Below are 14190 nucleotides of genomic sequence, written 5' to 3'. Positions count from 1 at the left end.
TAATTTTAGTAATTTTGATTATTACATAAAAATTATTTTAAAGCTAGTATTTTTTAAAATATATTTGGAAAATCTACTTTTGTCTCTTTATTTGTATCAGCAATAGATTCAAAAACAACTTCAATAGGTGCTGAACCTGAATATTCATTATCCTTATCCACAAATTTAGTTAAAGATTTATGAAAATCAAGTTTAACAGTTCCTATTGGTCCATTTCTTTGTTTTCCTATTATTATTTCAGCTTCTTCTACTTCTTTATCTTGAAACTTAGATTTATAATCTTCACCTTTATCTTTCGCTTCTTTCTCTTTTCTTGCTTCATCTCTTTGTTTATATACATCATCTCTATAAACAAAAAGAATGATATCGGCATCTTGTTCTATTGCTCCTGATTCTCTTAAATCACTAAGCATTGGTCTTTTATCTGGTCTACTTTCAAGCCCTCTATTTAACTGTGAAAGTGCAACAATAGGGATTTTTAGCTCCCTTGCAAGCATTTTTAAACCTCTACTAATATCAGAAACTTCTTGGTGCCTATCTTTATTTCCTATTCCTTGCATAAGTTGAAGATAATCAATAATTACAAGTCCTATATTATTTTCTGCATTTTGAGCAATTTTTCTAACTCTTGCACGAAGTTGATTAATATTTATACTTCCACCATCATCTACAAAAAGTTTTTTATTGTTTAAATCATCAAAAGCAGAACTTAATCTTGACCATTCATTATCATCCATATCACCTTTTCTTAGGTTTTGTAAAGGAATTGAAGTCTTTGCTGCAATCATTCTAAGCATTAGTTGTTCTGCTGGCATCTCTAGTGAGAAAAAGATTACACCTTTATTTCTTTCAATATTTTGAAGTGCCATATTTAGAACAATAGCTGTTTTCCCCATAGCTGGTCTGGCTGCAATTATTACTAAATCTCCTTCATTAAAACCTGTTGTTCTTTTATCTAAAGAATCAAAACCTGTTGTTTGCCCTATTAAATACTTGTTTCCAAGTTTTTTCATCTTTTCTATATATGCTAAAGTATCACTTGTAACCGTTTGCATATCTTTTAATTCACTTGTAGCACTATTTGTAGAGATTTTATAAAGTTCACCTTGAATAGTGTCAAGTGCTTCATTTGCACTTACTTCATCTTCAATAGCAACTTTTTTTATAGTAGTTGCAAGAGTTGCTAACTCTCTTTTTACAGAACTATCTTTTATCTCTTTTACATAAGCATTTGTATTTGTAATTGGATTTGCACTTAATATTTCTAAAAGAACATTATCATCAGCTTGTTTTTTATCTACTTTATTTCTTATGAAGTCTTCATCAATTGGCATATCTTCTTCATGAAGTTTTATCATTGCTTCAAAAATTGCTTTATGAGCAGGTAGATAGAAATCTTTTGGTTTTAAAACTCCTAAAACATCTTCAAGCTCTTCAGGGTTAAAAAATATTGAGCTTAAAACTGCTCTTTCAATGTTTATGCTATAAATACTATCCATTATATTTTTCTTTTTGCCTCAAACTCAACTTCTTCAACAAACTTATTTATTAAAGCTTCTCCACTTAGTTTTGCAATAATTTCACCTTTTTTCATAACAAGCCCACTTCCTTTTCCAAAAGCAATAGCAACGTCAGCACTTTTTGCTTCTCCAATAGCATTTACAACACATCCCATAACTGAAACATCTAAAGGAGTTTTTATATGTGCTGTTCTTTTTTCTATTTGGGCAACTGCACTTACTAAATCAGCTTCAATTCTTCCACAAGTTGGACAAGAAATAATATTTAAACCATCTTTTACAAGTCCAACATCTTTTAAAATTCCTCGCCCTACTTTTATCTCTTCTTCAAGTTCTCCTGTCATTGAAACTCTTAAAGTATCTCCAATTCCATCAAGTAATAAACTTCCTAAAGCTATTGAAGATTTTATTGTAGAGTGAAATTGTGTTCCAGCTTCAGTTACACCTAAATGAAATGGATAGTTATTTTTTGGTCTTAAAAGTCTATATGATTGCACAGTTCTTTGTACATCACTTGCTTTTAAAGATACTTTTATATCTGTAAAACCCAAATCTTCAAGATATTTTATATTGTACTCAGCACTTGCAACCATTCCTTCAGGAGTTTGCCCATATTTATCTTCAAATTGTTTTTCTAAACTTCCACAATTTACTCCAATTCTTATTGGAATATTTCTAGCTTGACAAGCTTTTACCACTTCTGCTACTCTTTTTTTATCTCCTATATTTCCTGGATTAATTCTTATACAATCCACAACTTCAGCAGCTATTAAAGCTAATTTATAGTGAAAATGTATATCAGCAACTATTGGTAAACTAACCTGTTTTTTAATCTCTTTTAAAGCATTTGCATCTTCAATATGTGGAACTGCAACTCTTACAATATCAGCTCCTGCAAAATGAAGTCTATTTATTTGCTCAACTGTCTCTTTTATATTTGATGTTTTAGTATATGTCATTGATTGTACGGAAACTGGTGCATCACCACCTATTTTTACATTTCCTACACTTATTTGTTTTGTTGGGTATCTTTTTATCATTTTGGGATTTTATCAAAATCTATATTTATTTTGCTTAAACTTTTATTTTAACTTTTTTAGATATTATGCACGAATTATTAAAAAAGGAATTAATATGCAAGATCTTGCAATGTTTGATGTGATAATAATCCTTATCACTCTTTTCCTAGGTTTAAAAGGTTTCTTTAAAGGTTTTATAAAAGAGTTTTTTGCTCTTTTAGGAATAATTGGAGCAATCTTTGTTGCATCAAGGATATCTTTTGATGTAGGACAAATAGTGGCACCTATTTTAGCTATTGAAAATAGTTCTACTATTAAACTTATAGGTTTTATAATATCTGTTATTACTGTTTGGTTTGTAGTTTATGTAGCTGGAATTATTGTAAGCAAGATATTTAGTTTAAGTGGTCTTGGAATTGTTGATAGAATATTTGGTCTTATTTTTGGAGCAGCTAAAATTTTTCTAATTTTCTCAGTTATAGCTTCTGCTTTATACTCAATTGAATCATTTAAAAAATCAATTGATGAAAATTTTAAGAATTCTATTGTAATGCCTCATTTACTTAGCGTAGGTGAGTTTATTATGAAAATAGATACAAGTGCTATTAGTGAAAAATTTGATGCTCCTACAAAAGAGATTTTAGATCAAACTTCAAAGTCTATTGATTCAATAACTGGTGCTGTTAATGATGGTGCAAAAGAGATTACAGAATCTGCAAAAGAGAAAATCTATGAAGAGATAGAAAAAGAAGTTTCAAGACAAGCTCAACAACTAGAAGATGAAATTAATGTTCAAAAAAATAGATTAGATGATATTTATATTGATGATAATAAAGAGGGAAAAAAGGAATAAGAATTGTTTGAAAATAGATTTATACAACAAAGAATAGAAAAAGCAGAAGCACTAAAAGGTTTAGGAATTAACCCTTACTCAAATGATAGTAAAAGAGAGTTAAGTATTCAAGATTATTTAAATAAAAATGAAGATGTTTTTAATCTTGAAACAAAAAGAGATGAAAGCAGATCTTTTACAATTGCAGGAAGAATTAAACTATTCAGACTTATGGGAAAAGCTAGTTTCCTAAAAATAGAAGATGAAAGTGGAATGCTTCAAGTTTATGTAGCTAGAGATAATTTAGAAGAGAATTTTTATAATGATATTTTCAAAAAATATGTAGAAGTTGGTGATATTATTGAAGTAAAAGGTTACCCTTTTATTACAGGACATGGGGAGTTATCTCTACTTGTTCAAGAATTAAAGATTCTTACAAAAGCGATATCTCCACTTCCTGAAAAATATCATGGAATTCAAGATAAAGAGTTAAGATATAGACAAAGATATTTAGACCTAATTATGAATAGTGATGTTAAATCAACTTTTCAAACAAGAAGTAAAATTATCTCTCTTACAAGAAGATTTTTTGAAGATAAAGGTTTCTTAGAAGTAGAAACTCCTATGATGCATCCAATAGCTGGTGGAGCAAATGCAAAACCTTTTGTTACTCATTTTAATGCTTTAGGAGTTGATAGATTTCTAAGAATTGCACCAGAATTATATTTAAAAAGATTAATTGTTGGTGGATTTGAAGCTGTTTTTGAAATAAATAGAAACTTTAGAAATGAAGGTATGGATGCAACTCATAATCCAGAATTCACATCAATAGAATTTTACTGGGCATATAAAACATATAAAGATTTAATTGCACTTACAAAAGAGTATTTTGCATATTTATTTAAAAATTTAAATCTTTCTACAAAACTTCCTTATGGAGATTTAGAGATTGATTTTAGTGATTTCAAAGAAATTCCTTTGATTGAATCTTTAATAAAAATTGGTGGAGTTCCAGCTGATATTGTTGAAGATAAAGAAAAAATATTACAATTTCTAAAAGATAACAAATTAGAAGCAAAAAAAGAGATGAATTTAGGTCAACTTCAAGGAGAACTTTTTGATGAGTTTGTTGAAGCAAAACTTATAAATCCAACATTTATTACAGAATATCCAGTTGATATCTCTCCTCTTGCTAGAAGAAGTGATGAAAAGCCACATCTTACAGATAGATTTGAACTATTTATTGCAGGAAAAGAGATTGCAAATGCATTTAGTGAGTTAAATGACCCAATTGATCAACTAGGAAGATTTGAAGGTCAAATGGCTGCAAAAGACAATGGAGATGATGAAGCTCATGAAATGGATGAAGATTTTGTAAATGCTTTATCTTATGGTATGGCTCCAACAGCTGGACAAGGAATTGGTATAGATAGACTTGTAATGATGCTTACAAACCAGCACTCAATAAGAGATGTTTTACTATTCCCAGCTATGAAACCAATCAAGCAAGAGATTGATTTACACGAAGATATTGAAGAAGAAAAATAGAGATAAGGAAAAGATATGAAGTACATAACGAGCGATAGTTTAGAGATAGCTGATAAAGAGGTATTTGATATAGTAGAGGCTGAGCTAGTAAGACAGACGAATCATCTAGAGATGATAGCAAGTGAGAATTTTACAAGTCCAGCAGTAATGCAAGTAATGGGTTCAGTTTTTACAAACAAATATGCAGAGGGTTATCCATATAAAAGATATTATGGTGGATGTGAACAAGCTGATAAAGTTGAACAATTAGCTATTGATAGAGTTTGTAAAATATTTGATTGTAAATTTGCAAATGTTCAACCACATAGTGGATCTCAAGCAAATGGTGCAGTTTATGCAGCATTACTTAAAGCAGGAGATAGAATTTTAGGAATGGATTTATCTCATGGTGGGCATTTAACTCATGGAAGTAAACCAAGTTTTTCTGGTCAAAACTACTCAGCATTTTATTATGGAGTTGAACTTGATGGAAGAATCAATTATGATAAATTAGAAGAGATTGCAAAAACTGTTATGCCAAAAATAATTGTATGTGGAGCAAGTGCTTATGCAAGAGAGATTGATTTTAAAAGATTTAAAGAAGTAGCAAATAAAGTTGGTGCTATTTTATTTGCTGATATTGCACATATTGCTGGATTAGTTGCAGCAGGTGAGCATATGAGTCCATTTCCTTATGCTGATGTTGTAACAACAACAACTCATAAAACTCTAAGAGGACCAAGAGGTGGAGTTATTATGACAAATGATGAAGATATTGCTAAAAAAGTAAATAGTGCAATATTCCCAGGACTTCAAGGTGGACCACTTATGCATGTAATTGCTGCAAAAGCTATTGCATTTAAAGAAGTTTTAGATCCAAAATGGAAAGATTATGCAAAACAAGTAAAAGCAAATGCTAAAGTATTAGCTGATGTTCTTATTAAAAGAGGATATGATATAGTGAGTGATGGAACAGATAATCACTTGGTTTTAGTATCATTTTTAAATAAACCTTTCTCAGGTAAAGATGCAGATGCTGCTTTAGGTAATGCTGGAATTACTGTAAATAAAAATACAGTTCCAGGAGAAACAAGAAGCCCATTTGTAACTTCAGGTATTAGAATTGGTAGTCCAGCATTAACTGCTCGTGGAATGAAAGAGAAAGAGTTTGAGTTTATTGCAAATAAAATTTGTGATGTTTTAGATAATATTGAAGATTCTTCTTTACAAGCTAAAATTAGTAAAGAACTTGAATCTCTAGCTAATCAATTCATTATCTACTCTAAATCAACTTATTAGAAGAAGATAAAAACTTAAAAAAAGGATAGACTATGCAAATAAATGGTGATGATTTTTTAAAAAAAGTACAACTTAAACAAGAAGGTGAGGAGTTACAAAGAAAATTAAATGAGCTAAATCAAGCTGAATCAAACATGCAAAATTTAAACCTATCAAACAATCTAAATAGTGCTTATAATAGTAATTCAAATAGTAGTTATGAAGAGATTCAAAGACTTCAAAATAATATTAAAATAGATAGTGAAGATGAGTTTGATAGTCTAATCCTAGAAAAAAGATCAAACAGAAGCAGTAATAAGAAAAAATATATTCTTCTTGGAGCTGTTTTATTAGTTCTATTTTTTCTTACAATTATGCTTTTTGGTCTTCTTTCAAATAACAATAAAAAAGCAGATCCTTTTACTGACTCTACAAATGAAGTAATTGAGAAAAATGATTCAAGTAATATTGAAGAAGATTATAAAAGAATTTTAGATGAAACAAATAGAAAAAGTGCAACTGAAACTTTAGAAAAATCTAATACTACAAATAGTTTAGATGATATTATTCAAGTAGAAGAAAATGTTAATGTAATGGAACAAGAGCCTGAAATTACAATTTCTGATGAACTTATAAATAATACAATAAAAAAAGTTGAAGAGAAAAAAGCACCTGTTCCTGCTCCAAAAGTTATTGAAACTAAACCTACTAAAGTAGAAGCAAAAACTTCTATAAAAGATTTAGTTGAAGGTAAGAACAATCAAGGAACTCAAGCAACAACACCAAAAGCTACAAATTCTACTGCAAAAGCTTACTATGTTCAAATTGGTGCTTTCTCAAAACAACCAAATAGTGCCTACTTACAAAAGATAAAACAAAATGGCTTTGAATACAAAGTTTTAAATGAAAAGAATTTAAATAAAGTCCTAATTGGTCCATTTAAAGATAGAGCGGAAGCAAATACAAAAGTGCCGTCTATAAAAGAGAAACTAAATATAAATGGTAATCCATTTATAGTTTATAATTAAGTATTTCTATGAATTTCTTTAGTAAGACACTTTTTTTAGACCAATTCACTCCCGTTTCAATTTATGAGAAAGCTAAAGTTCTTTATCCAAAAGAGCTTAGCTTTCTATTTGAAAGTACAATAAGTTCAAAAAATGATGGAAATTTTTCTTATATAATTATTGGTGCTAGAGAAAGAATTTGGTATAAAAACAATGAATGTTTTTTTAAAGATGAAAACAATAAGATAACTAAAGTAGATAATAACCCTTTATTGTTTTTAAAAAAATATTATAAAAATTTTGATAAACAGATATACAAAGATAAAGCAAAAGAGTTGGGAATTAGCCTAATTGATGGCTTCATTGGAAATGTTGCTTATGATATAGCAAAAGAGTTTGAAAAAAAGTTAAAACCATCTATGAACTCTTTAAAAGATGAGTTAAATATTCCTGATTTTGATTTAATTAGACCAAAAATCATTTTAGCTTTTTCTCATAAAACTTCTAAACTTACAATTTTAACTTCTATGAAGTCCTTAAAAGATGAGATAGAAAATATTGAGAATGAGCTTTTAAAACCATATATTTATACTCCTTTAAAAAAAGCAGAAATCATAGATGAAGGAAAATTCCAATTCTCAAAAGATGAGTTTTTTTCTATGATAGAAAAAGCTAAAGAAAAGATATTATGTGGAGATGTTTTTCAACTTTTAATGTCAAATAGATTTACTCAAAAAGCTATTGTAGATCATCTTAGTTTTTATAGAGCATTAAGAAGTAAAAATCCTAGCCCTTATCTTTATTTACTAGAGTTTGAAGATTTTTCTATTGCTGGAAGTAGTCCTGAAGTAATGGTAAGACTTGTCGATGGTCATCTTCTTTTAAGACCAATTGCAGGAACAAGAAAAAGAGGCTCTACTTTAGAAAAAGACTTAGAGATGGAAAATGAGCTAATCAATGATAAAAAAGAGAGAGCCGAACACCTTATGCTTGTAGATTTAGGAAGAAATGATATTGGAAGAGTTGCACGGGCTGGGACTGTAAAAGTAAGTGATCTTATGCGAATAGAAAGATATTCCCATGTGATGCATATTGTAAGTGATGTAGAAGCTATATTAGATGATAAATATGATATGTTTGATCTTTTTATGGCTGTATTTACAGCTGGAACAATGACAGGAGCTCCAAAAATAAGAGCTATGGAATTAATTGCAGAGTTTGAAGGAGTAAAAAGAAACTTCTACTCTGGAAGTGTTGCATATTTTGGTTTCGATGGAAATATGGATAGTGCAATTACTATTAGAACTTCATTTATAACAAAAGATAAAATTATTTTCCAAGCAGGAGCTGGAATTGTTGCTGATTCAAATAATGAAGATGAGTACTTAGAAGTTCAAAATAAACTTGCAGCAAATATTGCAACATTAAAAGATTTATCTTAAAAATTAAAAGGAGAAAGAATATGTTACTTGGTGTAAATATTGATCACATAGCAACTTTGAGAGAAGCTAGAAAAATAAATGATCCAAATCCACTTGATGCTGTAAGTATTTGTAAACTTGCAGGTGCAGATCAAATTACTATTCATTTAAGAGAAGATAGAAGACATATTCACGATATTGATGCAAAAGCTATAATAGAACAATCAGCTCTTCCTGTTAATCTTGAGTGCTCAATAAATGAAGATATTATTGATATTGTTTGTTCATTAAAACCTTATAGAGTTACTTTAGTTCCAGAAAATAGAGATGAAGTTACAACAGAAGGTGGACTTGATTTAGAAAATCACTTTGATAAAATTAATAAAACAATAGAAAAATTAAAAGAAAATGATATAGAAGTTTCACTTTTTATTGATCCTTCACATAAAGCAATAGAGTTATCAAATATGTTAGAAACAGATTTTGTGGAGCTTCATACAGGAACTTATGCAAATATTTATGCAATGCTCTACTCAAACCTAAGAAATACTCAACACTCAATAAAAGAACTTGAACTTAGTAAAGAAGAACTAAAATCTATGCTTGATAAAAGTTTAGAAGATATAAAAGCATCTTCAAATTTTGCTTCTAATTTAGGTATAAAAGTTGCAGCTGGTCATGGATTAAACTATCAAAATGTTAAAAATATCTGTGAAATTAAAGATATTATAGAGTTAAATATTGGGCAAAGTATTATTGCAAGATCTGTTTTTACAGGTCTAGAAAATGCTATAAAAGAGATGAAAAGCTTAATAAATGAGTAAAAATATTCCTAAAATTGCTATTAGTATTGGCGATTTAAATGGAATTGGATTAGAAATTGCTCTAAATTCACATAATGAAATTAAGAAAATTTGTTCTCCAATTTATTGCATAAATAAAAATTTATTAGAGAAAGCTTCAAAACTTTTAAAAATTAAAATTCCAAAAGATTTCTCTATTTTTGAAACTAAAGGATATTTTGAAATAACTCCTTCAAAAGTTTCAAAAAATGCAGGTTTATACTCGTTTCACTCATTTATTGATGCTATAAATTTAGCAAAAAAGAAAGAAGTAGATGCTATTTGTACACTTCCTATAAACAAAGAATCATGGAACAAAGCTAAGATATCTTATAAAGGTCATACAGAAGTTTTAAGAGATATATTTAAAAAAGATGCAATTATGATGCTTGGTTGTTCTAAAATGTATGTAGCTTTATTTACTGAACATATTGCATTGAAAGATATTGTAAAAAATATAAGTACAAAAAAACTTACAAAATTTTTCTTGGATTTTCACTCTTGTACCAATGCTTCAAAAGTAGCTGTATTAGCTCTAAATCCACATGCTGGAGATGGTGGTGTTTTAGGTAATGATGAGAAAAAGATAGTAAAAGCAATAAAAAAAGCTAACTCTATTTTAGAAAAAGATATTTTTTCTAATCCCTTAGTTCCTGATACTGCTTTTAGTCCTAATTCAAGAAAAAACTATAAATATTTTATAGCTATGTATCATGATCAAGGTTTAATACCATTAAAAGCTCTATATTTTGATGAAAGCATAAATGTAAGTTTAAATCTTCCTATAATTAGAACAAGTGTTGATCACGGAACTGCTTTTGATATAGCTTACAAGAATAAACAACCAAATAAGACAAGCTATATAAATGCAGTAAAAGAAGCTATTAGCTTAAGTAAAAACCGATGAAACTTCTAAGTGAAAACTATGAGCAAAATTTTGTAAAGATAAATTTTCTAGAACGAAAAAAGAAAATTGAAAATAAAAAAACTTTAATAATAGGTGCATATAAAGTAGGAAAAAGCTATCTTATTATGGATTTCATATCAAATTTTGAGAAAAAAGAGCTTTTGTATATTGATTTTTCTGATCTTAGAAATATAGATATTGAAGATGAATTAGCACATTTACAAGATTTTATAGACAAACATAATATATCTATTTTAGTTTTAGATAATTTTCCTTATAAATATTTTCCATTAAATTGTGAAAATATTGTAATTTCATCTCATAAAGATATAAATATTGAAGGATTTTCTAAAATTTATTTAGGAAATTTAGATTTTGAAGAGTATTTACTTTTTGATAATAAACAATTAAATATAACTTCTAGTTTTAATAGCTTTCTAAAATTTGGGAATTTTGCAGAAACTATCTTTTTAGAAGAGAATAAAAGAGTTCAAAGAGTTCAAGAAATTATAAAACAAGAATTAAAAGATAATACAGAATTTATGGCTTTTAAACTTCTTCTAGAAAATATTGATGAGAAAAAATCAATATTTCAACTATTTAATAGTTTAAAATCTAAAATAAAAATATCCAAAGATAGATTTTATGAGCTTTGCAAAAACTTTGAAGAGCAAAACATATTCTTTTTTGTAGAAAAGTTTAATCAAAAAAACTCTTCAAAAAAGATTTACTCTTATAATCATGCATTGCAAAGTTCTTTCTCTTTCCAAAAAAGATTTAAACAAGAGTTTTCAAATATGATTTTTTTAGAATTAAATGATAGATTTAAAACAATTTATTATATAGATTTTATTGATTTTTATATACCTGAAATATCAACGGCTATTTTAGTTATTCCATTTTTCAATGAGGCTACAACACAAAATCTCATGAAAAAAGTGATAAAAACTTGTCAAGAATTTAATATAAAAGAGCTAGAAATTGTAACTATCTCAAATAGTGGAAAAATCAAAAATAGCTCTATAAAAATAGAGATATTTTCTTTTTTTGAGTGGGCATTAAGCTAAGAATTTTAAATTTCTCTTTTTAAACTTTCTAGTCTAGCTATTCTATCAGCTGTTTTTGGGTGCGTTCTAAATAGATTAGCAAAATTTGATTTAACTCCACTAAATGGATTTACTATAAACATATGAGCTGTTTCTTCATTGGCATTATTTAGAACAACTCCTCTTGAAGCATAGTTTTCTAATTTTCTTAATGCATTTTGAAGTCCACTTAGATTTTTTGTCATCCTAGCAGCCCCTTCATCTGCCATAAACTCCCTACTTCTACTTACACTCATTTGTATAATAGAAGCAGCAAGAGGAAGTAAAATAGCCATAATTATCATAATAATTGGATTTTGATTTTGCCTATTATTTCCAGTCATTGAACTAAATTGCATCATATTTGCAATCATAGCAATAGCTCCTGCAAAAACTGCTGCGATAGTTCCTATTAAAATATCATGATGTTTTATATGAGATAATTCATGAGCAATTACACCTTCTAGTTCATCTTCATTTAATAAGTCATAAAGTCCAATAGTAACTGCAATTGCCGAATTCTCATAATTTCTTCCAGTTGCAAAAGCATTTGGGATATTATCTTCTATTATATAAACTTTTGGCATAGGAAGATTTGCTTTTTGAACAAGCTTTTTAGTAATTTTATAAACAGGGTGCCTTGAATCTTCAATCTGTATTGCATTAAACCTTTTTAATACATGTTTATCTGAAAAATAATAAGCATAAAGATTCATTGCTAAAGCTATTAAAAATGCTATTAGCATTCCATTTGTTCCACCAAAGCTAAATCCAATAAACACAAAAAGAACTGTAAGAAGTGTAAGAAAAAAGACTGTTTTTATCTGTTCCATTTCATCTCCTAATTTTTTTAGTGATTTTAACAAAAATTGATTAATAGTTCTTTATGATTTTTTAATTATTTAAAAACAAATATTTATATAAAAAACTGTACAATCAAGTTTAGATACAAAATAGGATTTTAGGCTTAATATGGAAAGAAATATTATATTTTTTATAAGATATGCTCCTCTTACAATTTTACCTCTAATAGTTGCTGGGATTTTTTATATTATTATCTCTGGATACAAAATATATATTGAGAATAGCCAATTAGCATACAAAGAATCTCTTATAGAAAGAGAAAAAGCTCAAGTTAAAACAAATGTAAATTTAGCAGTTCAGATTTATAAAAATCAGATATTCTTAACAGCAAAAAAAGAACAACATAATAAAACTTTTTTAAATCTTTTAAAATCACTTAATAACAAAACAAATGACTACTATTTTATTTTTGATACAAACGGTAATGTAATTATTCACTCTTTTTTAACACATTTAGAAGGTGAAAATCTTTTTATATTTGAAGATGAAAACTACAATAAAGTAATAAAACAAATTACAACAGATTATCAAAAAGATAGATTTTTGGAATATCTTTGGCTAAATCCAAAAACAAATAGACTAGAAGATAAAATATCTTTTGTAAAACAAATACCAGAAACAAATTATATTTTAGGTAGTGGTTTTTATATAAGTGATATAGAAAGACAATCAAGAATTAAAGATATTCAAGATAGTTCAATCTATGAAGAAAATATTTATATTACTTTAGTTATTGCTCTTATTTTTATAATACTTGCAATAATTTTAGCATTTATAATCTCTAATATTTTATTAAGAAAATTTAACTTTTTAGTAAAACAAAAAAATGACTTAGAAAAAGAGTCTTTAATAGATCCCTTAACAAAACTAAACAATAGAGTTTATTTTTCTAAAACACTAGATAAATATCTAAATAATATTGAAGAAGAGGTGTTTTCTTTAATAATATTTGATATTGATGATTTTAAAGATATAAATAGAGATTTTTCATACGATTTTGGTGATAATATTTTAAAAGAGATATCAATACTTACAAAAAATTCTCTTCCAAATAATGTAGAAATTTTCAGAATTGGTGGAGATAGATTTGCAATAATCTTGCCAAACACAAATCTAAATGAAAGCTATATTTTAGCAAAAAGATTAAAAAACAATTGTGAAGGTAAGATATTTGACAAAGTAGAAAAAGTAACTATAAGTCTAGGTATTATTGAAGCTTCAGTAGAAAACAGTAGTCATGAAATATTAAGAAAAATAGAATTAGCTATATTTAAAGCAAAAAAAGATGGAAAAAATAGAGTTATAGCATACAAAAATTAGACTTTAATATTTTCTTTATTGTTGATTAATCAAAAGATAGATATGATTAAAAAAATTATATTATTTAAGAGAAACTTAAAAAATGAAAAAACTATTTATTACAGTACATTCAAGTTCAAAAGAAGAAAATCCACAAGATTATGACTATGATACAGATTTAAGCCAAAAAGGCTTAGAAGATACATTAAAAATGGCTAAGCACTTCTCTTCATTAAATCAAAATATAGATTTAATAGTTGCTAGTCCTGCTATAAGAACAAGAAAAACTGCTGATATTTTCGCAGAGAACTTAAATTATAAAAAAACTATAATGCTAAATGAAGTTCTATATATGGCTTTTGTAAATGAATTAATAGAAACTATCACTTATACTTATGATAGTGTTGATAATCTTCTTGTAATTGGACATAATCCATCATTAACTGCACTTGCAGTAACTCTTTTAGGTTTCAAAGAAAGAGTTGAAAATGGAGCTATATTACAAATAAACTTTGATTGTGATTCATGGATTGATATTGATAAGTCAAATGCAAAACTTGTAAAATATATAAAAATTGGTGATATTTAG

General features: G+C 27.4%; 13 protein-coding genes. 10 read left to right on the top strand and 3 right to left on the bottom strand.

Features of this window, described 5'->3' with window-relative positions:
- Nucleotides 1–53: 53 nt before the first annotated feature.
- Both ATH_RS02735 and ispG read right to left on the bottom strand, forming a co-directional pair.
- A complete protein-coding gene (locus tag ATH_RS02735; protein WP_066184778.1) occupies nt 54–1499 on the bottom strand; it encodes a replicative DNA helicase in 1446 nt (481 codons plus the stop codon).
- Nucleotides 1499–2560, bottom strand: coding sequence for a flavodoxin-dependent (E)-4-hydroxy-3-methylbut-2-enyl-diphosphate synthase (ispG, locus tag ATH_RS02730; RefSeq protein WP_066184777.1), 1062 nt, complete (start codon nt 2558–2560; stop codon nt 1499–1501). Before ispG ends, ATH_RS02735 begins: the two co-directional genes overlap by 1 nt.
- 94 nt (nt 2561–2654) lie before the next feature.
- On the opposite strand from ispG, the gene ATH_RS02725 reads away from it, so the two are divergent.
- Genes ATH_RS02725 through ATH_RS02690 form a run of 8 tightly spaced genes read left to right on the top strand, consistent with a single transcriptional unit; the run spans nt 2655 to nt 11420 of the window.
- Entirely contained in the window at nt 2655–3392 is a 738-nt protein-coding gene (locus ATH_RS02725; protein ID WP_066186741.1) for a CvpA family protein, read from the top strand.
- Between the two features lie 3 nt (nt 3393–3395).
- A complete protein-coding gene (gene lysS / locus ATH_RS02720) occupies nt 3396–4919 on the top strand; it encodes a lysine--tRNA ligase (protein ID WP_066184775.1) in 1524 nt (507 codons plus the stop codon).
- A gap of 15 nt (nt 4920–4934) precedes the next feature.
- The gene (locus ATH_RS02715; RefSeq protein WP_066390585.1) at nt 4935–6197 is read left to right on the top strand and encodes a serine hydroxymethyltransferase; all 1263 of its coding nucleotides are present in this window, start codon (nt 4935–4937) and stop codon (nt 6195–6197) included.
- A gap of 32 nt (nt 6198–6229) precedes the next feature.
- Nucleotides 6230–7204: an SPOR domain-containing protein gene (locus ATH_RS02710; RefSeq protein ID WP_066184924.1), complete on the top strand. Its 975-nt coding sequence runs from the start codon at nt 6230–6232 to the stop codon at nt 7202–7204.
- Between the two features lie 8 nt (nt 7205–7212).
- Entirely contained in the window at nt 7213–8625 is a 1413-nt protein-coding gene (locus ATH_RS02705; RefSeq protein ID WP_066184925.1) for an anthranilate synthase component I family protein, read from the top strand.
- A gap of 20 nt (nt 8626–8645) precedes the next feature.
- The gene (locus ATH_RS02700) at nt 8646–9428 is read left to right on the top strand and encodes a pyridoxine 5'-phosphate synthase (protein ID WP_066184926.1); all 783 of its coding nucleotides are present in this window, start codon (nt 8646–8648) and stop codon (nt 9426–9428) included.
- Nucleotides 9421–10353 (top strand): 4-hydroxythreonine-4-phosphate dehydrogenase, encoded by a 933-nt coding sequence (gene pdxA / locus ATH_RS02695; protein WP_066184927.1) that lies wholly within the window; start codon nt 9421–9423, stop codon nt 10351–10353. Before ATH_RS02700 ends, pdxA begins: the two co-directional genes overlap by 8 nt.
- Nucleotides 10350–11420: an AAA family ATPase gene (locus ATH_RS02690; protein ID WP_066179897.1), complete on the top strand. Its 1071-nt coding sequence runs from the start codon at nt 10350–10352 to the stop codon at nt 11418–11420. The genes pdxA and ATH_RS02690 overlap by 4 nt, the downstream gene beginning before the upstream one ends.
- A gap of 5 nt (nt 11421–11425) precedes the next feature.
- Here the strand turns inward: ATH_RS02690 and htpX are convergent, their stop codons facing one another.
- Complete coding sequence (htpX, locus tag ATH_RS02685) at nt 11426–12271, bottom strand: zinc metalloprotease HtpX (RefSeq protein WP_066184928.1); 846 nt, start codon at nt 12269–12271, stop codon at nt 11426–11428.
- A 139-nt stretch (nt 12272–12410) separates the two neighbouring features.
- Here htpX and ATH_RS02680 point away from each other — a divergent pair, with 139 nt between their 5' ends.
- Complete coding sequence (locus tag ATH_RS02680) at nt 12411–13622, top strand: sensor domain-containing diguanylate cyclase (protein WP_066184929.1); 1212 nt, start codon at nt 12411–12413, stop codon at nt 13620–13622.
- A gap of 82 nt (nt 13623–13704) precedes the next feature.
- On the top strand, nt 13705–14190 hold the full coding sequence (locus tag ATH_RS02675) for a SixA phosphatase family protein (protein ID WP_066184930.1): 486 nt from the start codon (nt 13705–13707) through the stop codon (nt 14188–14190).

The organism is Aliarcobacter thereius LMG 24486, assembly GCF_004214815.1.
GTDB lineage: Bacteria > Campylobacterota > Campylobacteria > Campylobacterales > Arcobacteraceae > Aliarcobacter > Aliarcobacter thereius.
Note: the sequence above shows the minus strand (reverse complement) of the source record. Positions and strands in the feature narration are given on the sequence as shown.

Excerpts from the sequence above, each read along its gene's own strand:
- ATH_RS02710 (WP_066184924.1), top strand. The coding sequence starts at position 6,230 with ATGCAAATAAATGGTGATGATTTTTTAAAAAAAGTACAACTTAAACAA.
- htpX (WP_066184928.1), bottom strand. The coding sequence starts at position 12,271 with ATGGAACAGATAAAAACAGTCTTTTTTCTTACACTTCTTACAGTTCTT.
- ATH_RS02690 (WP_066179897.1), top strand. The coding sequence starts at position 10,350 with ATGAAACTTCTAAGTGAAAACTATGAGCAAAATTTTGTAAAGATAAAT.
- ATH_RS02680 (WP_066184929.1), top strand. The coding sequence starts at position 12,411 with ATGGAAAGAAATATTATATTTTTTATAAGATATGCTCCTCTTACAATT.
- ATH_RS02700 (WP_066184926.1), top strand. The coding sequence starts at position 8,646 with ATGTTACTTGGTGTAAATATTGATCACATAGCAACTTTGAGAGAAGCT.
- ATH_RS02725 (WP_066186741.1), top strand. The coding sequence starts at position 2,655 with ATGCAAGATCTTGCAATGTTTGATGTGATAATAATCCTTATCACTCTT.
- ATH_RS02675 (WP_066184930.1), top strand. The coding sequence starts at position 13,705 with ATGAAAAAACTATTTATTACAGTACATTCAAGTTCAAAAGAAGAAAAT.
- ATH_RS02715 (WP_066390585.1), top strand. The coding sequence starts at position 4,935 with ATGAAGTACATAACGAGCGATAGTTTAGAGATAGCTGATAAAGAGGTA.
- ispG (WP_066184777.1), bottom strand. The coding sequence starts at position 2,560 with ATGATAAAAAGATACCCAACAAAACAAATAAGTGTAGGAAATGTAAAA.
- ATH_RS02735 (WP_066184778.1), bottom strand. The coding sequence starts at position 1,499 with ATGGATAGTATTTATAGCATAAACATTGAAAGAGCAGTTTTAAGCTCA.
- pdxA (WP_066184927.1), top strand. The coding sequence starts at position 9,421 with ATGAGTAAAAATATTCCTAAAATTGCTATTAGTATTGGCGATTTAAAT.
- ATH_RS02705 (WP_066184925.1), top strand. The coding sequence starts at position 7,213 with ATGAATTTCTTTAGTAAGACACTTTTTTTAGACCAATTCACTCCCGTT.